This is a genomic window from Nocardia seriolae NBRC 15557, from assembly GCF_007990715.1.
GTDB lineage: Bacteria > Actinomycetota > Actinomycetes > Mycobacteriales > Mycobacteriaceae > Nocardia > Nocardia seriolae.
In genome coordinates this window covers 15,555-40,785 of record NZ_BJWY01000063.1, presented here as the reverse complement: position 1 = coordinate 40,785, position 25,231 = coordinate 15,555, and the positions used below count along the sequence as shown (strand labels likewise).

Sequence of the window (25,231 nt, the reverse complement as noted above, 5' to 3'; positions counted from 1 at the left end):
AGTACTAGGAGCCCGATTCCAATGATCAAATGGTCCGGCCGCATCATCGCCTTCATCGGCGCCGGCCACCTCATCACCGGATTACTGCTCAGCCAAGCCTATTTCGGCGACTGGCTGTCCCTGCGACTGTGGGGCCACTAGCAGGAGGACGCCATGCCCGCCCGCGCCTTCTGGTCCAACCCCGCCGGTTTCGGCCTCCCCCTCTTCATCATCGGCCTTCTCATCCTGTGGCTGAACCACCGCGCCATCGTTCCCCCGCCGTTCCTGGCATGGACGGTACTCATCTGGAGCGCCATCCTCGCCTTCATCGCCGAGCCCACCCCCGCGCCGGTCCTGCTGGCCGCCGCGGCCATGCTCCTGCGAGGCATCCACCTCGCCGCCCCACAGTCGCAGCCAGGCCGGAACGCATAAGGCCACCACTGCGCGAAAAGCAAACTCTTCGGGATCGTTCAGCGTTTGCCGACGGACTACCCCGGCGATCACCAGCCTCGCCCGGAGGAGGAGCCGATGAATACGTCTACCCCTGCGGTGAATTCAGCTCCGGCGCGCCGCATGTTCGCATGTATTGCCGCAGTGGCCATTGCCGCGGCTGTCACTTCCCCATGTTCGAGCTCGGAAAGCAACCTCGGCAACGGTGCCGTGCTATGGGACATCGCAGAAAAGGCTTGCGAACAAGCGTTTCCGGCGACGTGTACCGAACGCTCGGCATCGTTGGTTTCCTACCGTCAAGGCTTACGCGGGCGGCTTCGTACGGGCATTCAATCACGCGGCCCGCAACCGTGTCCTGTCGGCACACCCCGTGGTTGATCCCCGGGCGAAGCGCTCACCCTCTCGCGGCCGGGACGATCAGGGCGAGCTCGCCGTCGTAACGCCGGTACAGCAATCTGCCGCGGCCGTCGTGGCGATCGGTGAAGAACAGGAACGGCAGGCCGCGCCCGCACAAGCGTGCCACCGCGTCGGTCTCGCTCAGGGTCCGGGTCTGGGCCGGGGTGATCGACAACGCGGGCATGGCGTCGGTGCGCGGCCGATCGGTGAGGTACTGGCGAGCCAGCCGCACTCCGATCGGCCCGATCCAGCAGACCATCGCGTCTTCCCCGGTCTCGCGGTCGGTGAAAACGAAAGCGTCGTAGTCCATTTCATCCATGAGTGCGACCGCCCGCACCGGATCACACGTCACCAGCGCGGCGGTCTCGCGGCGCACGATCGGAGTGTGCGCGCTCTCGTAGGCCAGTGCACCGGCCCGCGGCGGATCGGCCCGCCATCGCGGTGCCGCACCCACGGTGAGGCGATCGAGTCTGCGGTCGAGACGATCGCACGCGAGCCCCCACGCCAGCGAACTCGGGCCGACGATCTGGGTGCGCATCGACATCCGTTCCATCCCCAGGTTCACCTGCACCAGGACCGGACCGCTCGGACTGCGCAAACGACTCAGCCGCACCACCGCATCGGCCTCCAGTCCGCGCCTCCGCAACATGCCGGTCACCGCCCTCGGCACCCGTTCGACAGCCTAGTCGGGAACACCCCCGCGCACCACCACACGCACACCATTTACCCCGGGAATCCTCGCGCAGCCCACCATCCAGCACCTCGAATCATCGGTTCGACCGGGTCGGCCGAGGTCCCCGAATCCCATCACCGCAACACTCGAGCAAAAAGAGGAAGAAGTCCTCTAAATTCCTGAACCGCAGGTCACTGGCCATTCGAATGGCCGACACCCAGCGGCGCATTCGCGAACTCGACGTCCGATGGCGGGTGCGGGATCCCGGCCGACAACATCGGCACGCGGCTACGCTGACACCGGGTCGGTCGCGGCGGCCACCACCACGGCCGCGGAGACCAGCCGGTGCGGATCGTCGTGATGCCGGGATTCCCACGGGCCGACTGCGGTCGATCGGCACCGGCTGAAGGGCGAAAGGCCCACCGGCGCACGGCCTCAGGACGGCGCCGGGGATTCGGGACTCACGACGACCGGACGACCAGCACCGGGCAGTGCGCCGAATGCAACATCGTGGTGCTCACCGAGCCCAGCACCATGCCCGCGAAACCACCGCGGCCGTGGCTGCCGACCACCACCAGTTGCGCGTCCTCGGCGAGTTCGAGCAGTGCTCGCGCCGGGGTGTCGCTGGCCACGACCTGCCTGACGACGACCTCGGGATAGCGTTTCCGGTACTCCGACAAGGCCGCGCCGAGCAGCTTGTCCTCGGTCGCGCGAATGGCTTCCCAGCCCATGACCGGGAGGTCGAAACCGCTGCTGTCGCTCCAGGAGTGCACGGCGATCAGATCGGCCTTCCGCAGCGCGGCTTCCTCGAAGGCCAGCTCGATCGCGGGAACGCTATTGGCGGTGCGGTCCACCCCGACCACAATCGGCTTGCCGTCCGCCGCGGCCTCGGGATCGCCGTGCACCACCACGACCGGACAGTGCGCGTGCCGGGCGAGCGCGATACTGACCGACCCCAGAATCGCGCGGCGGACCGCGCCCAGGCCGCGGCTGCCCACCACGACCAGGCGAGCGTGGCTCGATCGATCGATCAACGCCGGCGCGATCAGCTCGAAGATCAGCTCGGTGGTGATCGGCAGCGTATCCCCCGGCACCGTCAGTCGCGCCATCCGTTCGGCATCGGCCAGCACCTGCGTCGCCTGCTCCCGCACGGCCCGCTGATCCGCCTCCGACAGCTCCGGCACGGGTCCCATCCCGATTGTGAGCGCGTAGGAGACCACGATGTGCAGTGGACAGCCCCGCGCGGCCGCCTCGGTCGCCGCCCACGCCACCGCCTGGTAGGAAATCTCGGATCCATCGGCCCCGACCAGGATCGGCGGATTCACCGAACCGGCTCCCGATTCCGTTGCGGGAACAGCTGTGTCTGACATGACGCCTCCTGAAACGGTTGTTTTCCCGAGCATCCCGTACCGCTGCCGCGCCCCACAGAGACCAAGGTCATCCACTTCGAACACGAATCGGTGCGCAGCGCCGTCCGGGGTGAGCTGTTTCCTCAGCAGATGCGCTCAGGCTTCCGTCGTCGCGCGCGACGACGGTCGATGATTACGCAGGCCGAGGCCCAGCTGTGCGGCGCCCCGTCGAAGGCAATCTCATCGGACGTCGCTATGTCCAAGGCGCGCAGACCCCTTCGACGAATTCCCCGACGGTCTGCTCGGGCATTCGGCGCGCGATGTCGCCCTCGGTGATGATGCCGACCAATCGCCCGTCCTCGAGTACCGGTAGCCGCCGAATCCGGCTACGCCGCATGATGGCGAGGACATCATCGATGTCGCGGTCCGGGCCGACCGTGACGAGACCGCCCTGGGCCAGGGCGCCCGCGGTGACACCGGCCGGATCCTGTTCGGCGGCAATACATCTCACGATGATGTCGCGATCGGTAAGGATGCCGATCGGTCTGTCCTGGGAATCACAAACCGGCAGCGCGCCTACGTCCAGATCGCGCATGCGGCGAGCCGCTTGGGCCAGTGTCTCGGTATCGGTGATGGTTTCGACACCCGCATGCATGACATCGCGTGCCGTGGTCATTGCGCAGTCCTCTCGAAATCGTTCTCGCCCCCGCCCGCGTCAAGAGCCGATGACATCCACATCCCCTCCGGCGAACGGCGGTCGCGGACCGGATCGGTGGGAGGTGGTCTCGGGACGCAACCGGGCGGTGAACCAGTCTCGGGCGAGTTCGGCCGCCATCGTCAGCGTGCCCGGCTCCTCGAACAGGTGGGTCGCGCCCGGCACCACGGAGAGCACCACCTCGCACGACATCAGCTGTGCCGCGAGGCGATTCAACTCGAGCACCACGTGATCGTGTCCGCCGACGATCAGCAACGTGGGCGCGCGCACCAGCGACAGCGCCTGCCGGGCAAGGTCCGGTCGCCCGCCACGCGAGACCACCGCGGCGATCTCGACCCGCGGATCGGTGGCGGCACGCAGAGCGGCCGCCGCTCCGGTGCTGGCCCCGAAGTACCCGATGCTCAGACCCTCCGCCCGGGGCTGCCCGGCGAGCCACACGGTGACGTCTGCGAGCCGCCGCGACAGCAGATCGATGTCGAAGACGTTGCGGCGGTTCGGTTCTTCCTCCGGGGTGAGCAGATCGAACAGGAGTGTGCCCAGCCCGGCGCGCTGCAGCACCTCGGCGACGTAGCGGTTGCGGGGGCTGTGGCGGCTGCTGCCGCTGCCGTGCGCGAACACCACCAGTCCGACCGGATCCTCCGGTACGACCAGCCGCCCGGCCAACTGGGCGTCCTCGGTTCGTACGTGGACCTCGTCGTCGCATTGCAGCGCAACTGCGGGTAACGAGGCGACCCGGGTGGCGGCCGACCGATGGCGGATGTCATCGCGATCGTGAGACCTCATGGCTGAAACTCCTCATTCGGCTGCCTCCAGGGTCGTCCCCTGTCGGAGGAAACAGCAGATCCGGTGGTCGTCGGCGGGAAAGGTTGGTCCCCCGCTCGCATACAGATCTCCCCGACGAGCCGACCCACGGCCGACGCGGGAAGATGCCGGGCGAGATCGGCCTCGGTGATGATGCCGATCAACCGGTTGTTCTCGCTGACGGGCAGGCGCCGAACCCGGTACTCCCGCATGATGTTCAACGCCTCGGCGATGTTCCCCCCGGAGGGGACGGTCCGCAGGTGGGCAGTCATGATCGAACCGACCCGGGTGTGATGGGGGTCCGCTCCGACCGCGAGGCAACCGACGAGGAGGTCGCGGTCGGTGACCATGCCGACGGCGTCACCGAAGGCGTCGACCACCGGGAGCGCACCGATATCCGAATCACGCATGCGCACAGCCGCTTGCGCCACCGACGCGGACTCCGAGATGGTCTCGACACCATCGTGCATGATGCCGCGGGCGGTGTCCGCGGTGATCTCGTTGTGCACGTCGATCACGCCGTCCACCGCACCGGTCAGCGCGGTGATGACGTCGACCGTGCCCTGACCCTCCACGGTGCCCCGCAGGGTCGCGATCCCCTCGCGCACGACGACGGTCGCGTCGGACCGGGTGAGCCACATCCCCTTTTCCAGTACCTCACGACGGATTTCGTCGGCCATCTCGGCATCCGGACGCCCGTACACCGACAGCAGATCCTTGCGGCTGACGATGCCGGCCAGCACCCCGTCGTCCCCGATCACGGGCGCCCGATTCACCCCGTGCCGGGCGAGAGTCGCCGCCGCCATCGCCAATCCGGCATTCGGCGACACCGTCACCGCCGGCGCGGACATCAACTCGGCAGCGGTCCGCGCCGCCTGCCCGGGTCGCACCGCCTTGCGCAGCAGCCGAGTCCACCTCGACGAACGGTTCGCCCGGCCCGCCCGGGCCCGCGACCGCAGCAGGTCGGATTCGCTGACCACACCCACCACGCGCCCGTCGGCGTCCAGCACCGGCGCACCGCTGATCCGATGCGCCGCGAGAATGCGCACGATCTCGGGCAGCGGCGTATCGGCCCGCACCGCGACCACCTCGCGGGTCATGACATCGGCAATGGTCTTGTGCCTCATCGACATTCCCTCCGTATGGACGGACACACATTCGATGCCCGATCGCCCGGGTGGACCAAGCCTGGCACATCGAGGGGCGTCTTCACGGAGGCCAAGACCCTCGACGCCCGAGGACGAAGGTCCTCTCCTGTCAGCGCGCCTCCGAGCGGCGAATCCGCAGGATCAGCCACCCGACGACGAACCCGACCAGCAGTGCGCCTGCGCACGACAGCACGACCTGCTGCCGCGTGACGCCATTGTTGTGAGCCGGTTCCGCATCGGAGGTGCTCGCGCGCACCGAGCCGGGCACCAGCGCGGTCACGATCACATGTGCCGGTTTCGGATCGCCCTCCCGCGCTTCGATCCCGGCGCTCCCGTAGCCGAGCCGCCAGGTGTGACAGCCCTCCAGGACCGACTGCACCCGCCCCGGTCCGAGCCGAATCCACGGCGGGCGCAACTCGATCCGGATCACGTGACCGACCCCGTCGGCAACCGGTGGATCGTCCCAGTCGGTGGGGATCACCAGTTCACCGTTCCCGGCCAACAGCCCCATCATCGGCACCACCGCGCCACCGTCGACGGAGACATCGGCCACGCACGCCACGGCCGACTCCGATTCGTCCCACCGATTGTCCATGTCGAACCCCTGCATTCGTACGACCTACACCCAATCAATCTGGTGCCCTACATAATTCGAGTCGCACACCATCCCGCGCCAGAGTCCTTCGGCAGTCGGCGGCAGCCGATGGACTCCCGGCCTGCCACCCGAATGCGAATGGCCGACCGCACGGTCGCCACGGTCGGGACATCGGATGTCCCCGCGGTCACTGTCACCGCGGGTGGTGGCTGATCGCGCGATCGGCGACCCGCCTGATCATCACGATGCAGGCCGGAACGAGCCAGATCACGAAGGTCGGGTACAGCGCGTAGCTCAGCCACCCGGCCGGTGCGAGCGGACCGCCGGCGGCGATGGTGCCCCACCACAGCAGCAGTTGCGCCGCGGCCGCCACGATCGCGATCCAGCCGAGCCAGACCGGGAAGGCGCGATGACGCAGCGTCACCACGGCGACGGCGGCGAGCATCACCGCCAAAGGCAGCGCCGCGATGGTGAAGACCGCGTTCATCGTGGCGATCAGGGCCGGTTCCGCGCCGTACCGGTCCGCTTGGGCCAGACCGACCTGAAACGCCTGGGCGATCATATTGATTGCGACCCAGGTGATTCCGGCACCGAACGCGACGTTCGCCATGTGGCCGGCGTCGCCTTCGGCTTCGGCCTGGTAAGCGTGCAAGGCGGCGAGAAACCACAGGTAGAGCGCCGCGGCCGCCAGGAACAGCATGCTCTGGGTCAACAGCGCATCGTGATTCTCGGTGTAGTGGTCGATCACGGTGGCCTTGGCGTCATCCGGGCTGACGGGACCGCGCTCGAATATCACCGCCACCGCCCCGACCACGGCTGCGGCCAGACCGCTCGCCGCACCCCACCGCTCCCAGCTCGTCCGCATCCTCGTTCGCCCGATCTCGGTTCCGGCGACGGATCGATCGCGGATCGAATCCGCACCTGCGTCGAACCCGCTTGGGCCACAATGGCAAATGAGCCCCCGGCGAGTCACCTGTAGTAGCAATCATGCAATCCGCACAAGGCAATGGGATAGAGCCGAACGGCACCTGACCACCGTCCGGCTTCCGCGAGTGCGAGCTCCATCGGCATCGTCGAGCACCGCCACCATCCGCTTCCCGCATCCACCGAGAGGGCGATGGGACGAGCCGTCGGGCCTCCTGATCAACGACTTGCGACTCTTCTTCCGGGATCCGATTGTCGCGAGACTGGTCCGAGCCGACCTTCCCGCAATCACCCATCATCTTCGGGAGTATCGATGCTCAATCCAGCCGAACTCAGCCCATCCGAAAGGCAACTCGCCGCCCGCCGGGCCCTCGACGATCTCGGACCCGACCGCGACGACCACACGCTCGTGCGGGTGCGCTGCGGTCGAAGCCACCATGTCGCGGCGGTTTTCGACACCGCTGCCGGCGCCGTATACGAATCCGCGATCGGACCCCACGCGCACGGCCGCCGCGACTACATCGACGAGGCACACCGCGCCGACCGACGCCACATCCAGTATGTCGATCTGCTCGACGGTGACCGCTACACCGACGATCTGCTTCCGGCCCATTGCGAATGCGGCGGTCACGAACTCTCGCGTCGCCAACTGCGCGACGCCATCGACACGCATCAGCGCACGATCCACCTCAGCTGACCGCCCGGCCACTCTGCCGTGCCGACCGCTGCCTGCTCGATGGAACCGAGTTGGATTGCCGCACGACCGGAACCGGAGGCTTATCATCCTCGCGGCTGCGGCCCTCTCCACGAGAGGGGGCGAACGTCCCTCGGATCGGGGCCTTCATCGCCTCTCGCCGGCCTCACTGGCCGAAGACAATGGCCGATATGAGCACAGTCGCAGTGGTTGTCATCGTCATCTCGGGGGTGGCGGGCGCGGCGGGACTGTGCGCGGGCGCATTGCTGATCGCCATCAGATGGACTCGCGCCCACCCCGACCGGCAGGCCCGGCGCGGACGCAGAGCCGGACTGTGATGTACACCGGTGCCTCCCCGGGCCCGGGCGATCACCCGGCGGCGGAGTCCGCTGCCCGCGCCACGGCGATGTCCGGGCGGACCGGCCGCGGACTCACCACCGCGGAGGCGGAACGCAGGCGAAAGGCCGAGGGACCCAACGTCCTTCCGGTGCGACGCCCGGTGCCCGCGTGGCGGCGGCTCGCGGCGGAGATGGTGCACTTCTTCGCGCTGTTGTTCTGGCTCGCGGGAGCGCTGGCGTTCGTGGCCGGGATGCCACAGCTGGGTATCGCGGTATTCGTGGTGGTCGTCCTCAACGCGGCGTTCGCCTTCGCGCAGGAACAGCGCGCCGAGCACGCCGCCGAGCGGTTGCGCACCTTGCTGCCACGCCAGGCCACCGTGCTGCGCGACGGAAACGCCGTATCGGTGCCCGCGGAGCAGCTGGTCGTCGGCGATGTGGTCCTGCTCGACCAGGGCGACCGCGTGTCCGCGGATCTGCGACTGGATCGAGTGCATGCGCTGGCCGTGGACACCTCGGCCCTCACCGGGGAGAGCGTGCCCGAACACCCCGGTCCCGGCGAGAGCGTGTATGCCGGTTGCTTCGTCGTCGAGGGCGAAGCCGAGGCCACCGTCACCGCGATCGCGCAGCGGACCCGGCTGGCCGGCATCGCCGCGCTCACTCAGGCCCAACGCGCTCCGGCGACCCCGCTGCGCCGTGAACTGGACCGGGTCTCACGCATCATCGCCGCCGTGGCAGTCACCGTCGGTGTCGTGTTCTTCGGCGTCGCGCTGCTCGACGGCGCCCCGGCCTCGAACGGATTCCTGTTCGCGATCGGCGTCACCGTGGCCGTGGTGCCGTGCGGTCTGCTGCCGACGGTCACGCTGTCGCTGGCCATGGGCGCGCAACGAATGGCCGAGCGCCAAGCGCTGGTTCGGCATCTGGAAGCGGTGGAGACGCTCGGCTCGACCACCTTCATCTGCACCGACAAGACCGGCACGCTGACCCGCAACGAGATGTCGGTGACCGAGGTGTGGCTGCCCGCCGGCACGGCGACCATCACCGGCGACGGCTACTGCCCCACCGGCACGATCACCTGTGCGCCGCAGGTGAGCCCGGCCGCGGTACGCGAGTTGGCGCAGGCGGCGCGCTGCTGCTCGTCGGGTCGGGCCGTGCGGCGCGACGGCGGCTGGGTCGCCCAGGGCGACCCCATGGAAGCGGCCCTGGACGCCTTCGCCGCGCGCGCCGGCGCAGGTGACCTGGACGCGGCGTCCGAACTCGTCCGCTTCCCCTTCGATGCCCGACGCCGGCGCATGTCGGTCGTTCGCGGTGACACGGTCTTCGTGAAGGGCGCACCGGACGCGATCCTGCCGCTGTGCGGACCGCAACCCGAGGCCGACGAGGCCGTACACCGGCTGGCGGGTCGCGGCCTGCGGGTGCTCGCCGTCGCCACCCGTCCGGTCGGGGCCGCCCTACCGGCGGATGCCGCACAGGCCGAGAGCGATCTGCGGCTGCTCGGGTTCGTCGCGCTGGAGGATCCGCCGCGCCATGGGGCGGCCGCCGCACTGGGCGCCTGCCGCCGCGCCGGTATCCGGGTCGCGATGGTGACCGGTGACCATCCGGAGACCGCACGGGCCATCGCTCGCGAGGTGGGTTTGAGCACGCCGGACACCGCCGTGCTGACCAGCCGCGAACTGCCCGATGACGCAACGGCATTGGGCGAGCTGCTGGATCGCGAGACGGTGGTCGTCGCCCGCGTGACTCCGGAGGACAAGCTCCGGATCGCGCAGGCGCTGCAGGCACGCGGCCACGTCGTCGCGATGACCGGCGACGGCGTCAACGACGCCCCTGCGCTGCGCGAGGCGGCGATCGGTGTCGCCATGGGCAGATCCGGAACCGATGTCGCGCGTGAGGCGGCCGATCTGGTGTTGCTCGACGATGATTTCGGCACCATCGTGGCCGCCGTCGAACAGGGCCGGGCGACCTTCGCCAACATTCGCCGATTCCTGACGTACCACTTGACCGACAACGTCGCCGAGCTCGCCCCGTTCGTCGTCTGGGCCCTGTCCGGCGGCAGCTTCCCGCTGGCCATCGGCGTGCTGCAGGTGCTGGCCCTCGACATCGGCACCGACGTGCTGCCCGCGCTCGCGCTCGGTGCCGAGCCGCCCGCCTCGCACGTCCTCGAACGCCCGCCGGCCCGCGGTCACCTGCTCGACCGCAAACTGTTCGGCCGCGCGTTCGGCATCCTCGGGCCCGTCGAGGCCGTGACGAGCCTGATGGTCTTCGTGGTGGCGTTCCTGGCCGCAGGCTGGCGGCCGGGAAACCCCTTTCCCCACGGAGCCGCACTCACCGCGGCATCGGGCGCCGCGTTCACCGCGATCGTCTTCGGACAGGTCGCCAATGCCCTGGCCTGCCGGAGCACCGTCCGCTTCGCCTGGCGAATGCCGTTGCGAACCAACCGATTGCTGATCTGGGCGATCGCCGCCGAGCTGGTCATGCTCGCCGGATTCCTCTATGTCCCGCCCCTGGCTCACCTGCTCGGCCATACCGGCCCGACCACCGTCGGCGCCCTCACCGCCCTGCTGGCCATCCCCGCTGTCCTGCTGGCCGACACCGCTCTGAAGCGCTTCACAGCCGGTGCCCAACAGCTCGCGGCGGGTCGTCGGCCAGGCCGCTTCCTCGACGGTGCGGTCGGCATTGCGGACCGGTGACATTCGCCTCTCGCCAAGGCCGGCCGCACGCTGGCACAGTTCACGACGAGAGGAGGCCATCGCGGTCGTGGACAGCGAGGGCGGTGGTCGTCGGTCAGTTATGCGATTCCATCCCCACCGATAGGTGACATGCCATGAAACACAAGCGCGTCGCCGATGTCATGACCCGTGATGTGGTCACCGTACGGACGGATACGCCGTTCCGGGCGGTAGCCCGCATCCTCGCCGAGCGGAACATCAGCGGCGTACCCGTACTCGATACGGACGGCCATCTCGTCGGCGTGGTCACCGAGACCGACCTGCTCGGCCGTCAGGCCCGTGCGGGCGGTGCCCCCGGGCCGTCATTGTGGCAACTGTTGCGCCGCAAGGGTTTCGCCCGGAGCACCGCGGCCCGCACCGCTGCTGATCTGATGAGCGCATCCGTGGTGACCGTGGGCATGGGCGACCGGCTGACCTCGGCCGCCGCGACACTGGCCCGGCACGGCGTCAAACGCGCCCCGGTACTCGATGACGACGGCACGCTGCGGGGCATCGTCAGCCGCAAGGATCTGCTGTCGGTCTATCTGCGTGATGATGCCGACCTGGCCGCCGAGATCCGCGAGGAGGTCCTGACCCGCGCCATGTGCGTGCCGGGGCCGGACGTCACGCTCGAGGTTCGTGGCGGAATCATCACCCTGCGCGGAAAAGTGGAGCGGCAGAGCATGATCGACATCATTACCGCGCTCACCGAAGCCGTCGACGGCGTGGTCGATGTGCGCAACGAGCTCGTCGCCGACTTCGACGACACCAAGATCCCGCCACCGCCCCCGGAGAACGTCGGAATCCTGCACCGATTCACCGAGCATTGAGTGCGCCCGAGCATCCGCCCGGGTAGAAAGGCGAACCAACCATGCGCACAAACCACGGCCACCCGATCCGGGAACGCTTCGGTGGAATCGTCGCCCCGGTCGATTACACCTCACCGACCGGCTATCGTCCCGGCCCCGCCCCGTACCGGCGCCTGCAACCGCTCGGCCAGTTGCTCACCCGCTGCGGCCTCAGCCCCGGTTACGCTGTCGTACTGGAGGTTCCAGGCCGCCGCACCGGGAACATCAGGCGCACCAATCTGGTTCGCGTCGACCACGACGGCCGCCATTTCCTGGTATCCCTGGGCGGAGAGTCCGAATGGGTGCGCAATGTCCGTGCGGCGGACGGCCGTGTGGTCCTGGGCCGCCGCGAATGCCGCGCCGCGCGCCTGACCGAGATACCGCCCGCCGAACGCCCTCCCGTGATTCGCGCCTACCTGCACCGAGCCGGCCGCGCCGGCCGCTCGTGGGGTGCCGCCCGCGAAGCCCGGCACTACTTCGGCGTCACCACCGACCCCGCCGATGCCGAACTGCGCGGCATCGCCGAACGCTACCCCGTCTTCCGCGTCGACTACCGCACCCCATCGCGCAGCACGCCGTGCCCTGCTGCCGGACTCCCATAGGACCTCGCCGCACACCTGATGCCCCGCCGCCGTGAGACTTTCGGGATTAGGGCCCGCCGAAGCGGGCATTGTGGCCCTGTGCACACCGCGACGGAATCGTCGATAGTCGGAGCATGTACGCGCTGGTGATCGACGACCTGCACAAGTCTTACGGCTCGGTTCGCGCGGTCGATGGTGTCAGCTGGACCGTCGAGGAGGGCGAGATCTTCGGCCTCCTCGGCCCCAACGGCTCCGGCAAGACCACGACCGTCGAATGCGCGTACGGCCTCCGCGCGGCGGACTCCGGGCGTGTTCGGGTGTTGGGCCATGACCCGCGGTCGGATCCGGACAGCCTGCGCACAGTCGTCGGTGCACAATTGCAGGACTCGGCGTTGCCGGAGCGGATCCGGGTGTGGGAGGCGGTGCGACTGTTCGCCAGCTTGGCGCGGTACCCGGTCGACGTCACCGCGACCTTGGCGCATTGGGGACTGGCCGCCAAGCGAAATGCCAGTTACGCCAGCCTGTCCGGCGGACAGCGACAGCGTCTGCACGTGGCGCTGGCCCTGGTCACCCGGCCCCGCCTGGTCTTCCTCGACGAGATGACCACCGGACTGGATCCCAACGCCCGCCGAGAGGTGTGGGGATTGATCGAACAGGTGCGCCGCGCGGGCGCGACCATCGTTCTGGTCACCCATTTCATGGACGAGGCCGAGCGACTGTGCGACCGTGTCGCGGTCCTGCGCGACGGAAAGGTCGCGGCGCAAGGCACGCCCGCACAGCTGGTCCGCGACTACGGCGGCCCTACCCGGGTAGTCCTCAACGGCCTGCCGCCCGATTCGGTGCCGTCGACTCTGGCGAGCGTCAGGGGCGTGCAGGAGGTGCGAACCACCGCTCATCGGGTGGAGGTGCTCGGCGAGGAGCCGTTCCGGGTCGGACTCGGGCACACGCTCGCCGAGCACGGCCTGGAGAAGGTCGACCTGACCGTCAGCCAGCCCAGCCTCGAGGACGCCTACCTGCGTCTGATGACCACGGGAGCGGCTCGATGAACGCGATTCGGTCGCTGTCGAGGATCGAAGTCAAACTGTTCCTCCGAGAACCGATCTCGGTGGTCTTCACACTCGCCCTGCCGCCGCTGGTGCTCTACGTCCTGGCCGAGGTATTCGGCAATACCCCCGACCCGCACGGCACGTTCCGCGGAGTCGGGCCGATAACCTATTACGTCCCCGCATATCTCGGCCTGGTGGCAGCATCGCTCGGCGTCATCGGAGTGCCGGTACACCTTGCCTCCTACCGCGAAAGGGGTGTCCTGCGCAGGTTTCAGGCAGCCCGGGTGCCGGTCGGCGCGCTGCTCATCTCGCAGCTGGTCGTGCTGCTCGCCGGAATGATCGCCGGGTCGGCGCTGCTGCTCGGGCTCGCCCAGCTGCTCTACCACATCAGATGGCCCGCCGACTGGTTCGGCGTGGTGCTGGCCGCGGGAGTGGGCATCCTCGCCTTCACCGCCATCGGCGTTCTCCTGGGGGTGCTGATGCCGACAGCCCGGGCGGCCCAGGGCATCGGCATCCTGCTGTGGTTCCTCATGCAGATGCTGTGCGGGGCCGGGCCACCGGCCGAAGTGCTCAGTCCGGCGTTGCGGCGGATCGGTTCCGCCCTGCCCCTGCACTACCTCGTCCTCGCCCTGCAGGATCCGTGGCTGGGCAAGGGGATCAACTGGACCGCGATGGCGATCCTTTCGGCCGTCACCCTCCTCGCCGGCGGCTGGGCCGCCGCGTGGCTGCGCCGCCGGACCTGAAGCCGACGCCGTCTCCCCTGTGACCCACACCGATTCCCAATGCCATTCGAGCATTCGCTGAAGCACCCGCCGCGGAAGCGTTTACCAACCCGCGGCATTCTCCGGGTCACGACAGGGAACGAGTCCCGACAATGGACGATAGGGGAATTCGAGCGGGCACGAGGCGCGCCTCGTAGGCGAAGGGCGGACCGAACCGGCGGTCCAGGGTGAAACCGGAGGCTTCGGCGAGCGTGGCGAGCCTCCGAGGTGAGATGTAGTCGGGGTCGACCGCCTTTTCGCCGATGACCACTCGGCCTTCGGCTTTGAGGGTTGCTGCCCCAATCCCGGACCGATTTCGAGGAGGTGTTCGCCGAACCGTGAATCCGCCGCTGCCGCCAGGGCCGCGACCGACGCGAGTTGTGCCCAATCCTGTTTGCGCACAACGGTGATGCTACGCCTTGCATGCCGGGTATGAGTTCCACTATCGGGATGGCGCGGTCGGTGTGCTCGCGGCCGACCAGCTGATCGCGTCCGAACTGGTGTTGCCGGGCCCCGGCACACCCCTGACCGAGGTTCGGGCGCTATCGGGTGACGGGGGCTGATACCGGGGTGAGAAGGATCCCGAGGTCAATGGCTCTCGTTCGTGTGCTGTTCATCGACCTCGGCGCGGATATGCGCTGCCGCAAGCACTCCGCGGCCGTCGCCGTCACCCAATCTCGAATTCGCAGACCCGACAACACAGTTCGCAGCACTCGGGCCTGGAAGGACCCGAGCACGCCGCCTTCGATCGCACCCGCGAGCAGCATTGCGCTCACGATCACGAAGGCGCGGGCGTCGACCGTGAGCGCACCCGCGCCAGCGGGGGCGGCGAAGCCGAGAAACTCGCCCGGTGTCACGTTCGAGAACCATCGCCGCCACAGTTTCGATCCCCGCGTGCGGCTCGCCACCGACACCGGCTCGATCACCACGTACGGATCGGTGCCCGTCCGCGGTGTCCGCGGCCGCGCATTCTCGTAGATCGCCTCGACCTCTTCGTATTCCATCGATCCCGGCTCGACCAGATGCCCGCTACCGGTCAACCAGTCGCCACGGACCCGGATCGATACCGCGTGCGGTGATCGGAAGTTGCGCCACCACGTCTTCGGGGCGGCGTTGCCCACCCGGACGACCACGCTGTCGCCCGTCCGCACATACGACACCGGTAGCGCGATGTGTCGGCCCGAATTCCGACCGTCGTATCGCAGCTCCCCCACCGTGTGGCCCAGCCCGGTGGGCAGGTGCAACGCCAGCAGCACCGCGGATGCACCGAGCCTCGGTGTTTCGCACTTCGTGGTCACCGTGTCCCCCGTCCGGCAGCCGCGCCTATTCGGCTATGACTTGATCGTCCGCCGCGGCCGATCGGGTCCGCAGAAGCGAAAGTCACCGGTGCTATCACCTTTCACCGGGGAGACACCGACTTACGTATCCCGACAAACAGGACATTGGTCCCGTTCTCCCGGATCTCGTCCCCTGCCCCAAGCGGCTCGCCGCCGCACCCGATGACGATGGTCCCCCGAGTCCGGGCACGAGTCCTCTCACCCGATCACGGGCGCAAGGACCAGGATCCGAGGCATGGCCGATCAGGCACTCCGCATCGCCGTCCTCTACGCGACAGCGCAGGGCTCGACCCGCGAAATCGCCGAGTTCATCGCGGCCGACCTGGCCGGGCGCGGCGCCACCGTGGCGGTCGCCGACGTCGAACACGCCCCGGACCTGTCCCGTTTCGACGCCGTCGTCCTCGGCAGCGCCGTGCACAACAGGGCCCTGCTGCCCACGCTCGTGGATTACGTGCGTGCCCACCGCGACGAACTCAACACCCGTACCGTCTGGCTGTTCAGCGTCGGGCTCGGCCCCGCGCTGCGCGGCCCGATCGGCGGTCCCCTCGGCCGCATGGTGCCGAAACAGATAGCCGCGGTGCGGGATTCGATCGCCCCACACGAATACCGGGCATTCGCGGGCCATTACGAGCGCGCCGGGGTCTCGTGGCAGGCTCGCGCCCTCTACCGGCTGATGGGCGGCGGCCGATACGGCGATCTGCGTGACTGGACCGCTGTCAGCCGCTGGACCGACTCCATTGCGCACAGCTTGCGCCTGCCGGGGCCGCGAACCATCCCGGCACATCCCTGACCCGCCTCCGAAAGGCGCACCCGATGAGCCGCCCTACCGATCCGTTCGTCGGCCGCGCTGCCGGAGCGCTCCCGATTCCCCTGTCCCCGAGGAGTTTCCGATGACATCCACGACGCCGTTGTTCCGGGACCAGCCGCGCCAGATCTTCCGTGACCGCCGCGAGGCCGGCCGCGTGCTGGCCCGTCTGCTCGAGCACTACCGCAACGATCCCGACGTGGTGGTGCTCGGACTCGCGCGCGGTGGCGTGCCCGTCGCCTGGGAGGTGGCGGCCGCGCTCGATGCCCCGTTGGACACGCTCATCGTGCGCAAGCTCGGCGCACCCGGCAATCCCGAATTCGCGATCGGCGCACTCGCCGGCGGCGGTCGCGTGGTGCTCAATGACGACCTCGTGCGCACGCTGCGGCTCACCGCAGAGCAGGTGCGCGCCGTCGTCCGTGACGAGGCCCGGGAGCTGACCCGCCGCGAGGCCGCCTACCGATCCGGACGCCCGCCCCACGAGGTGGCCGGTCGCACGGTGATTCTCGTCGATGACGGATTGGCCACCGGCACCAGCATGTTCGCCGCGGTCGAGGCGATCCGCGCCGGGGAGCCGAAGCGGATCGTGGTCGCGGTCCCGGCCGCGCCGGAATCGACGTGCCGCGAATTCGGCGCGCTCGTCGATGAAATGGTCTGTGCCACCATGCCATCGCCGTTCCTGGCGGTCGGCGATTCGTTCTGGAACTTCGCGCAGACCACCGATGACGAAGTGCGGCGGCTGCTCACCACCCCCACCGTCGGTGCGGCACGGCCGGCCGAGGATCCGGCGCGGGTGCTGCGGTCGGCGGCGCTCGCGGCCCCCGGCGGGGTGCCGCCCGAATCCGCGCTGGCGGAGCTGATCGGTGACGCCCGGTTCGTGCTGATCGGCGAGAGCTCACACGGCACCCAGGAGTTCTATGCCGCCCGCGCGGCCATCACCAGCTGGCTCATCAGCGAGCACGGGTTCTGCGCTGTCGCGGCGGAGGCGGATTGGCCCGACGCCTACCGTGTCGACCGCTACGTGCGCGGCCTCGGCGACGACGAATCGCCCACACACGCGCTGTCGGGCTTCGAACGCTTCCCGGCCTGGATGTGGCGCAATACCGTTGTCCGCGAGTTCATCGAATGGCTGTGCCTGCACAACGACGGTCAGCGCCGCCGCGACGAGCCCGGCGCCGGATTCTACGGACTCGACCTGTACTCCATGCACCGCTCGATGCAGCGGGTGATCGACTATCTGGAACAGGCCGATCCCGCTGCGGCACAGCGGGCCAAGCGCCGATACGCCTGCTTCGACCGCACCTCCGACGACGACGGTCAAGCCTATGGCTTCGCGGCCGCGTTCGGCGCCGGGGCATCCTGCCAGGCCGAGGTCGTCCGGCAGCTGGTGGAACTGCAACGCAACACCGCGCTGACCGAAATCCAGGACGGCGAGGCGCATTTCGACGCCCTGCGCAACGCCTCGACGGTCCGCGACGCGGAGGCCTACTACCGGGCGATGTTCGGTGACCGGGTCTCGTCGTGGAACCTGCGCGATGAGCACATGGCCGACACCCTCGACGCGCTGGCCCGCCATCTCGACCGCCCCGGCGCACCGGCGCGCATCGTGGTGTGGGCGCACAACTCTCATCTCGGCGACGCCCGCGCCACCGAAATGGCCGCCGACGGCCAGCTCTCGCTCGGCCAGCTGATCCGGGAGCGTCACGGAAACCAGTGCCGCAGTATCGGTTTCACCACGGCACAGGGTGAGGTCACCGCAGCGAGCCGCTGGGGCGGGGACGCCGAACGCAAACGAGTGCGGCCCCCGCTGCCCAGCAGCATCGAGGAACTCCTGCACGACACCGGCATGCCCGCGCTCTTCCTGCGCACCGACCGTCCGGACAACGTCGGCGAGATCCTGCGTACCCCACGGCTCGAACGTGCCATCGGCGTCATCTACCAGCCCACCACCGAACGCCAGAGCCACTACTTCCATACCCGCGCGGCCGACCGCTACGACGCCATCATCCACATCGACGAAACCACAGCCCTCGAACCGCTGTCGCCGGGCAGCCGGTGGATCGCGGGCACGACCCCGGAAACCTATCCGACCGGCCTGTAGCCCGCACCGAGACGCCCCACGCTCACCATCGCCGTCCGGCCCCTGCCACGCCGCCGGCCGATCCCACGGACACCCGCCGGAAGTCGTGCCTCGTCGGGAATTCAGCGGCAGAGCAGCACCGGGCACGGTGCATGGTGCAGCAGATCCCGGCTCGTCGATCCGAACAGCGCGGCGGTCGCCGCATCGCGTGCCCGGGTACCGACCGCCACCAGTTGAGCGTCGTGGCCCGCCTCGGCCAGCACGGTCGCGGGCACACCGGGCACCGCCATCTCGGTGATCTCGACGCCGGGATGCTTCGCACGGTAGGGACCGCGCGCTTCCGCCAGCACCGCGGACCCGCTCCGCGTTTCGCCGATCTCCCGCCCCACCGGCTGGAGCCGGTGCGGCCCGCAGTGCACGGCCGTCACCGTCGTCCCGAACGCCGCGGCCAGTTCGAATCCCAGATCCATTGCCGCAGTGCTGAACTCGGTGCCGTCCACGCCCACCACGACCGGTTTGCGACGCGGGATCGGCCGGCCCTCGACACCGCGCCAGACCACGAGCGGCCAGTGTGCGTGCCGGGCGACCTCCATGGTTGTCGGACCCACCAGGCGGTTGTCCCAGACCGTCCGCGCACCGATCACCAGGATGCGCGCCTGTGCGCTGAGCGCGATGAGCGCGGGGGCGGCTGCCTGTGGGGTGATTTCAGTGGTGACAGCCAGTTCCGGTGCGCAACTGCGAGTCAGCGCGACAGCCTGCGCCGCACCGCGCTCGGCGATCTCGTGCCAGCGCACCAGCCTGCCGCCCGAGGACGGCCGCCGGGTGTCGGAATTCGGATCGAATCATTGAGGGGGCGCTCATTGCGTCTGCCGCCGCGGCGAATCCGCCGCTGATCCGATCGGCGGATCGGCGGGCGTCGTCGAGTTGAGCGAGCGCGGTCGGGAGGATGTTCCGGTCGGCGGCGGGACCGAGCGCGGTGAGGCTGTCGCCGAGTTGCCGCAGTACCGGTTGCAGGTCGCTCACGGTCTGCGCACCGGTTCTGCAATCGGCGGAATCGGTGCTGACCGTCGTGATCGAATGCGCCCTCACGTCGCTGATCGAGCCACCGTACGCGGTGAGCAACGCGACTGTTGCGCCAGCGGACAGCGCTATGCCGAGAAGAGCAGATTTTCTCATCAGCAGAGCGTTCGCCAGCATTGATAAATGAGTCAATAGGGACGGATCCCATATCGAATAAGACGTCCGGAAACCGCACCATTTTGGTCGGATATACCATCGCGGTTGCAAGCGTCGACGGAATACAGTGGCCCAATGACAATCCTCAAACAAGCAGTGAGTGATTTATCGCAGCGTCGGTCCGCTCGATCCGTGTCACGACCGAATCATTTGCATCGATATCTTCGGCGGGCGTCCGAAGGCGCGCGATCGATTCCGAACGATCGCCACCTTCGCGCCATGAGTCGGCGATTGGCGCGCCGATCGCTGCGCATCGGCATGCTGGCGATGATCCTGGATATTCTCCGGCTATGGATCATCATCGGTCCGACCGTGAAGCGGACGCGAGAACGGATCGATTCGATATCCCGCGATACTTCTCGGCGTGTGGCGGATATCAAGGAGAAGGCCGGAATGATGGGTCGCAATTGAATCCCGTGGACAGAAATCGCTGTGCACGCCACACTCCCGAGTGGCGTGCACGGCGACGTACGCGTCACGATGCGATACGGCCATCCTCGACCGGTAGCCGCCCGGTGATTCCGGTATCGGCGGTGGACGACCCGAGCGCGCCGCGGGCCCGTGTCCGGCTCGGCGGCTCGCCGTTCCAGCGCACATACGCACGCCGGAACTCGCGCGCGTCGCGGTAGCCGGTCTCCGCGGCGATCTGCACAATCGTCATCCCGGTTTCCCGGACCAGGAACAGCGCACGGCGCTGCCGGACCCGATCGCGGATATCGATGTACTTCGCGCCCGCCGACCGCAGCCGCCTGCGCAGCGTGCGCTCGGTGATGAACAACCGTTCGGCGACCTCCGACATCGACATCGAGCGGCGCAGGTTCTCGCCGAGAATCGACTCGACCGACGCAACGACGTCATTGCCGGCCGCACCGCCCCCAGCCATTCGCCTGCACGCCTCTACGGCCACCGTCAGGCCGGCCCGGTTGTAGGTGGGAATCGGCCGCGTGAACAACTCGGTGCGGAAGTCCAATTCGCTGACCCCGCTACCGAATTCGACCGGACATCGGAAGTATCGCCGATAGTCGGCGGCGTACGCGGGCTCCGGATAGCTCAGCCTGACCCCGACGGGTTCGACCCCATCGCCGACCAGTGATCGTCCGAAGGACAGCGCCGCCGCGATCGCCTGCTCGGTGAGGAAGCGCACCAGCTCCGGATCGGGCACGCGCTCGAACACCCGAAGCGTGCTCAGCTCGCCGCGACGGCTGAATCCGAAATCCGTCAAGGTGCCCGCCAACCCGGACATTTCGCTCGCAAGTGCCATGGCATCGCCGGCGGTCCGGCTGCTGCGCATCGCGAAGCCGAGCATGCCGTAGGTGACGGTCGAATCGCGCGATCCGACCTCGAGCCCGAGCGCCCCTTCCGGCATCGCACGTACGGCGCGGCGGATGATCGTCGTCGCCTGTCGATACGAGACCCGCGCCGCCGGGGAGTCGAGCCGTCCGGGCAATACGCCTGTCCCCAGGAACCACTGTTCGGGGTCCACTCCGCGCTCCTCGGCAACCGCGCACAGGCGGATGAGGACGGTCGGCGCGATATTCGCCGCGCTGAACTCGGGATCGAAAATTTCCATACCGGACGACTCCTCAGGTATTGCCGTCGATCGTGGTGTATTTCGAACTGGTCGCCGGGCTCGGATGTCCGGCCGACCCTCCGATGACCCGCGACGCGAGTCGGTTCGATGCCTCGAATACTCCCGTGAGACTCGCCGCGCCATCAAGCGACAAGTTGGCAATCCTCCAGTTCACACCGGTGAATCGCCTGGTCGGATAATCCGGACCGGATTGCATTGACGTTATGTTTACGGCGGGAGCCATGGACATGGCTGCCGTGTTGCGGTACACGCCGGATGCCAGAGGTTCGCTACACAACCGCACCGGCTGTAACCTTCACTCGGAGAGTGCTGCGCGAGTGTCTGTCCGAGCCGTGTCGTCGGATCCTCCAGGAGTTTGCCGGTGGTAGCGGGTGCGCGTGAACGCTTCGCTCAACGGCTGACCGCGCTGTTCCAGCTCGCGGGCACGCCGGTAGTCAAATCCGTGGTGCGACGGGCGAATATCGTCGGTACACCCGGTACCAGCCGGGTAACCGTGCAGCGGATCAGCGACTGGCGGCGCGGCGTCGGCCTGCCCGCGACCTTCGAGTCCGTGCTGCCGGTCCTCACCGTCCTCATCGGCGACGCGAAGGCGCGGCCACCATCCCGGAATGCCGACCGAACCCTGCTCGACCTCGGTAGCTGGCAAATCGCTTGGCAACAGGCCAAGGACGACCACGGCGATACGGTCCGGCCGGTGCGGGAGCCGGATCATCCGCCGTACCGAGGGCTGTCCCCGTACCGCGCCGAGGACGCGGACCTGTATTTCGGCCGCGACAACGCCCGCGCGGCGGTCGTCGGCGCGATGGCGCTGGTGGAGGCGATTGCCGACATGGCACGCCTGGTGCTGGTGGTCGGCGTCTCGGGTGCGGGCAAGTCCTCGCTGCTCGCCGCGGGCTTGCAGGCGAATCCCGACACGCGCACGCCGGTACCGATGAGCCCCGGCGCGCGGCCCGGCGAAACCCTGCGTGCCGCACTCGACCGGGCACCCGACGGCACCGACGTGTTATTGCTGATCGACCAGGGCGAGGAACTGTTCACCCTGTGCGAGGGCAGCGCCGCGCGCCGAGACTTCGTCGAGGAGTTGGCGCGCGTCACCGCACCCGGGGCCGCGCGGCGGGTCACCGCGGTCATGGCCATCCGCTCCGACTTCTTCAACGACGTCATCCAGTACCCGCTGCTGGCCCAGGCGATGAGGAATGCGTCGGTCATCATCGGCGCGATGTGCGAAGCCGAACTGCGCGAGGCGATCACCAGCCCGGCCCTGGCCTGCGGTCTGAAGGTGGAGCCCGCACTCGTGGACATCGTCCTGCACGACCTGGACGCCGCGACCTCCGACGACGGCAAGGCCGCACTGCTACCGCTGCTGTCGCACGTGCTCGAATCGACCTGGTCGCACCGCCGGGGTCGGACGCTGACGCTGGCGGCCTACCGGGAGGCAGGTGAGACGGCGGGTTCGGTCGCGGCCACCGCCGAACGGGCCTGGGCCGCACTCACCGCCGACGAACAGCGGTTCGCGCGGTCGATCCTGATGACGCTCACCGTTGTCGGCCCGCGTTCGATCACGCGGAATCGGGTGCCCCACAAGGTCATGGTCGGTGACTCCACCGACCCCGAGTTGACCGAACGGGTACTCGGCCGCCTGGTCGACGCGCGGCTGGTGATCATGCAGGACGACGAGATCGAACTGCTGCACGAGGCGGTGCCGCGAGTGTGGCCGCGAATGGCCGAATGGGTCTCGGAGGAAAAGGAATTCGGCCCGGCCCGGCATCGCATCGAAGAGGACGCGCGCACCTGGTTCACCGAGGGAAAGCCGAATTCGCTGCTGTATGCCGACAAGCGCCTGGAGACCGCCGGTGTGGTGACCGGCGGTGGCGGCTCGATCAATCGGATCGCCCAGGAGTTCATCGCGGCGTCGATCCGTCGCCAACGTGAAATGTCCTCGCGCCGAAGGATTCTTCTGTCCGCCGCAGCCCTGCTGTGCGTCGTCGCCCTGATCACGGCCACGCTGGCGTTCGTGCAGCGTGGCGCGGTCCTACGCGAGCGCGCCGACGCCGAAGTCAATGCCCTGATCAACGAGTCGAAGCGGATAGAGAACTTCAACCCCGACGCGTCGATACGAATGGCGTTGGCGGCCTACCGAATCCGGCCCGGCAACGCCGAAACCCAGGCCCGCCTGATGGCCACCCAGGCCTATCCGGTGATCACCACCTCGACCGACCGGCACGCCGGCCGGATCAACGGTCTCGCCTACGATCCGGACCGGCGGATGCTGTTCAGCGCGGGCGACGACGCGGTGATCCGGGTGTGGTCCATCACCGACGACCACGTCCCCGTCGCCCTCGGCCCCGGATTGCGCGGCCACCGGTGCGCGGTGAACTCGGTCGCCCTTGCGGCGGGCGGCGGCCTGCTCGCCAGCGCAAGCGACGACGGGACCATCCGGACGTGGGATATCAGTGATCCGAAAATTCCCCGGGCCCTTGGCGTCTCGACGCTCACCGCACCGGCCACGTCGATCGCGTTCACCAGCGACGGCCGCACGCTCGTCGCGGCAGGAGAGGACGGCGCGCTGACGCTGGTCGACCTCACCGACCCCGCCGTGCCGCAGACACGCGATCACATCCCCGCACACACCGGCGTGATCAACGCGCTGGCGATGAGTATCGACGGGACCCTGGTCGCCAGCGGCGGGGACGACCGCACCATCCGTTTCTGGAGCATCACCGAACCGGGTCGGCTGAGTCCGATCGGCGAACCACTGTTCGCGGCGGCCGGTGCCGTGGAAGCCTTGGCGTTCGGCCCGGACGATCGCCTCATCGCGGGAACCGAGAGCGGAACGGTGCGCATGTGGTCGCTGACGGATCGGGCCGCGCCGCGCGAACTCGGTTCACCGCAAACCGTGCACGGTGCCGCCGTCGACGCGTTGCTGTTCGGGCCGGATGGCCAGATGGCCTCCGGCAGCGCCGACGGCACGGTCTGTCTGTGGCAGCAGACGGCCTCCGGCTACCAGCCGTTCGGGCGTCCGGTCGGCGGCAACCTCGGCCCCATCTCGAGCCTGGAACTCACCACGGATACTCACCTGGTCACCGCGGGCGGGGACGGGCGGGTCCGGATCTGGACTCGCCCGGCCGCCGATATTCCGGTGGCCACCGATGGGCCGTTCACCTCGGTAGAGCTCGACGCCGCGGGGTCGCGACTGGTCACCGCGAGCACCAACGGCCGTTTCCAGGTGTGGACGGTCGCCCGGGACGCGGTCACGCCGACCAGCGATACCCAGGCCGCGCCGCCGAATCATGGTGTCCTGGTGCAGATTCGGCCGGACGGCATAGCGCTCGCCGCATCCGACTCCTCCGGCGGCGGGCTGCAACTATGGAATCTGGCCGACCCCGCTCGTCCGACTCCATTCGGTACCCCGCTGACCACCCGCACCGAGCACTTCACCGCCACCGGATTCACCCCGGACGGCCGGGTGCTCGTCACCGGCGACGATGACGTCTCGATTCGGCTGTGGGATGTCGGCGACCCCGCTGCGCCGCATCCGCTCGGCACCGCCGCGTCCGAGGCCACCCGCCCCTTCCAATCGATCGCGATCTCACCCGATGGCAACCGGGTCGCCACGGGCTCCGGCGATGCCGCGATCTACCTGTGGAACATCGCCGATCGCCACCACCCGGTGCTCGAGCGGCGACTCACCGGCCACCAGGCCGCGGTCTCGACCCTCGTCTTCGCCGCCGACGGGCGGCACCTGTTCAGCGGCGGCGACGACGAAACCATCCGCGCGTGGAATATCGACGACCCGACCCACGGAGGTCCGGACACCGAGAAGGTCGTTCACACCCCATCGGTAACCGCTCTGGCGGTGGACCGCTCCGGCCGTCGATTGGTCTCCGCGGGTGTGGACCAAACCGTTCGGCTCTGGGATGTCAGCAACGCGACCGACCCGATCCCCCTCGGCCGGACGATCGCCGTCGCACTCGGTTCGCGCTGGTTCGCCCGCTTCGACGGCACCGACGACGAGCGCGTGATCGGCGTCTCGGACCTCGCGTCCGAACGCTGGACCACCGATCCGGCGGAGGTGGCCGATCTGCTCTGCCGTACCGCCCTGGCCCGAGCCGACCGCTGGAACTCGGCCGACCAGGCATTGCTCGATACCCGTATCGAGCTGTGCCCCCACTGATTCCG

21 protein-coding genes and 1 pseudogene are annotated in these 25,231 nt (G+C 68.6%); 11 read left to right on the top strand and 11 right to left on the bottom strand.

Going from position 1 to position 25,231, the window contains the following annotated elements:
• Positions 1-153: 153 nt before the first annotated feature.
• The gene (locus NS2_RS19695) at positions 154-411 is read left to right on the top strand and encodes a hypothetical protein (protein ID WP_081986041.1); all 258 of its coding nucleotides are present in this window, start codon (positions 154-156) and stop codon (positions 409-411) included.
• 412 nt (positions 412-823) lie between these two features.
• Here the strand turns inward: NS2_RS19695 and NS2_RS19690 are convergent, their stop codons facing one another.
• The 8 genes and pseudogenes from NS2_RS19690 to NS2_RS36145 all read right to left on the bottom strand — a co-directional run bounded on the left by NS2_RS19690 (position 824) and on the right by NS2_RS36145 (position 7,703).
• Entirely contained in the window at positions 824-1,474 is a 651-nt protein-coding gene (locus NS2_RS19690; RefSeq protein ID WP_143837492.1) for a sigma 54 modulation/S30EA ribosomal C-terminal domain-containing protein, read from the bottom strand.
• 485 nt (positions 1,475-1,959) lie between these two features.
• Positions 1,960-2,868, bottom strand: a complete 909-nt coding sequence (locus NS2_RS19685) for a universal stress protein (protein ID WP_033088905.1) — start codon at positions 2,866-2,868, stop codon at positions 1,960-1,962.
• 232 nt (positions 2,869-3,100) lie between these two features.
• On the bottom strand, positions 3,101-3,523 hold the full coding sequence (locus NS2_RS19680) for a CBS domain-containing protein (RefSeq protein ID WP_033088904.1): 423 nt from the start codon (positions 3,521-3,523) through the stop codon (positions 3,101-3,103).
• A gap of 39 nt (positions 3,524-3,562) precedes the next feature.
• Positions 3,563-4,261, bottom strand: a pseudogene (locus NS2_RS19675) (dienelactone hydrolase family protein); the annotation flags it as partial.
• Between the two features lie 80 nt (positions 4,262-4,341).
• Complete coding sequence (locus tag NS2_RS19670; protein WP_158660808.1) at positions 4,342-5,490, bottom strand: CBS domain-containing protein; 1,149 nt, start codon at positions 5,488-5,490, stop codon at positions 4,342-4,344.
• Between the two features lie 130 nt (positions 5,491-5,620).
• Entirely contained in the window at positions 5,621-6,121 is a 501-nt protein-coding gene (locus NS2_RS19665) for a hypothetical protein (protein WP_071344098.1), read from the bottom strand.
• Between the two features lie 178 nt (positions 6,122-6,299).
• Positions 6,300-6,971 (bottom strand): hypothetical protein, encoded by a 672-nt coding sequence (locus tag NS2_RS19660; RefSeq protein ID WP_033088902.1) that lies wholly within the window; start codon positions 6,969-6,971, stop codon positions 6,300-6,302.
• A 354-nt stretch (positions 6,972-7,325) separates the two neighbouring features.
• The gene (locus NS2_RS36145) at positions 7,326-7,703 is read right to left on the bottom strand and encodes a hypothetical protein (RefSeq protein ID WP_155239490.1); all 378 of its coding nucleotides are present in this window, start codon (positions 7,701-7,703) and stop codon (positions 7,326-7,328) included.
• A gap of 212 nt (positions 7,704-7,915) precedes the next feature.
• On the opposite strand from NS2_RS36145, the gene NS2_RS36140 reads away from it, so the two are divergent.
• The 6 genes from NS2_RS36140 (at position 7,916) to NS2_RS19630 (ending at position 13,985) form a co-directional block, all read left to right on the top strand.
• Positions 7,916-8,062, top strand: a complete 147-nt coding sequence (locus NS2_RS36140; RefSeq protein WP_155239489.1) for a hypothetical protein — start codon at positions 7,916-7,918, stop codon at positions 8,060-8,062.
• 68 nt (positions 8,063-8,130) lie between these two features.
• Positions 8,131-10,749: a cation-translocating P-type ATPase gene (locus tag NS2_RS19650; protein WP_045438122.1), complete on the top strand. Its 2,619-nt coding sequence runs from the start codon at positions 8,131-8,133 to the stop codon at positions 10,747-10,749.
• A gap of 134 nt (positions 10,750-10,883) precedes the next feature.
• Positions 10,884-11,597 (top strand): CBS domain-containing protein, encoded by a 714-nt coding sequence (locus NS2_RS19645; protein WP_033088900.1) that lies wholly within the window; start codon positions 10,884-10,886, stop codon positions 11,595-11,597.
• 41 nt (positions 11,598-11,638) lie between these two features.
• Positions 11,639-12,217: a nitroreductase/quinone reductase family protein gene (locus NS2_RS19640; protein ID WP_052086634.1), complete on the top strand. Its 579-nt coding sequence runs from the start codon at positions 11,639-11,641 to the stop codon at positions 12,215-12,217.
• A 113-nt stretch (positions 12,218-12,330) separates the two neighbouring features.
• A complete protein-coding gene (locus NS2_RS19635; RefSeq protein WP_147207241.1) occupies positions 12,331-13,242 on the top strand; it encodes an ABC transporter ATP-binding protein in 912 nt (303 codons plus the stop codon).
• Entirely contained in the window at positions 13,239-13,985 is a 747-nt protein-coding gene (locus NS2_RS19630; protein ID WP_033088898.1) for an ABC transporter permease, read from the top strand. Before NS2_RS19635 ends, NS2_RS19630 begins: the two co-directional genes overlap by 4 nt.
• 560 nt (positions 13,986-14,545) lie before the next feature.
• Here NS2_RS19630 and NS2_RS19625 read toward each other — a convergent pair.
• On the bottom strand, positions 14,546-15,301 hold the full coding sequence (locus NS2_RS19625) for a PNPOx family protein (RefSeq protein ID WP_147207240.1): 756 nt from the start codon (positions 15,299-15,301) through the stop codon (positions 14,546-14,548).
• Between the two features lie 274 nt (positions 15,302-15,575).
• On the opposite strand from NS2_RS19625, the gene NS2_RS19620 reads away from it, so the two are divergent.
• On the top strand, positions 15,576-16,130 hold the full coding sequence (locus tag NS2_RS19620; protein ID WP_033088896.1) for a flavodoxin domain-containing protein: 555 nt from the start codon (positions 15,576-15,578) through the stop codon (positions 16,128-16,130).
• Between the two features lie 100 nt (positions 16,131-16,230).
• Positions 16,231-18,246 carry an erythromycin esterase family protein gene (locus tag NS2_RS19615; protein ID WP_096490598.1) on the top strand — a complete coding sequence of 672 codons (2,016 nt, stop codon included), beginning with the start codon at positions 16,231-16,233 and terminating at the stop codon, positions 18,244-18,246.
• A 101-nt stretch (positions 18,247-18,347) separates the two neighbouring features.
• Here NS2_RS19615 and NS2_RS19610 read toward each other — a convergent pair whose 3' ends face one another.
• Complete coding sequence (locus NS2_RS19610) at positions 18,348-19,019, bottom strand: universal stress protein (RefSeq protein ID WP_052086632.1); 672 nt, start codon at positions 19,017-19,019, stop codon at positions 18,348-18,350.
• A gap of 517 nt (positions 19,020-19,536) precedes the next feature.
• On the opposite strand from NS2_RS19610, the gene NS2_RS19605 reads away from it, so the two are divergent.
• Positions 19,537-19,872, top strand: a complete 336-nt coding sequence (locus tag NS2_RS19605) for a hypothetical protein (protein ID WP_143161303.1) — start codon at positions 19,537-19,539, stop codon at positions 19,870-19,872.
• Between the two features lie 64 nt (positions 19,873-19,936).
• Here the strand turns inward: NS2_RS19605 and NS2_RS19600 are convergent, their stop codons facing one another.
• The gene (locus tag NS2_RS19600; RefSeq protein WP_052086631.1) at positions 19,937-21,031 is read right to left on the bottom strand and encodes an AraC family transcriptional regulator; all 1,095 of its coding nucleotides are present in this window, start codon (positions 21,029-21,031) and stop codon (positions 19,937-19,939) included.
• Between the two features lie 382 nt (positions 21,032-21,413).
• Here NS2_RS19600 and NS2_RS19595 point away from each other — a divergent pair, with 382 nt between their 5' ends.
• A complete protein-coding gene (locus NS2_RS19595) occupies positions 21,414-25,226 on the top strand; it encodes an NACHT and WD repeat domain-containing protein (RefSeq protein ID WP_096490599.1) in 3,813 nt (1,270 codons plus the stop codon).
• Positions 25,227-25,231 lie beyond the last annotated feature (5 nt).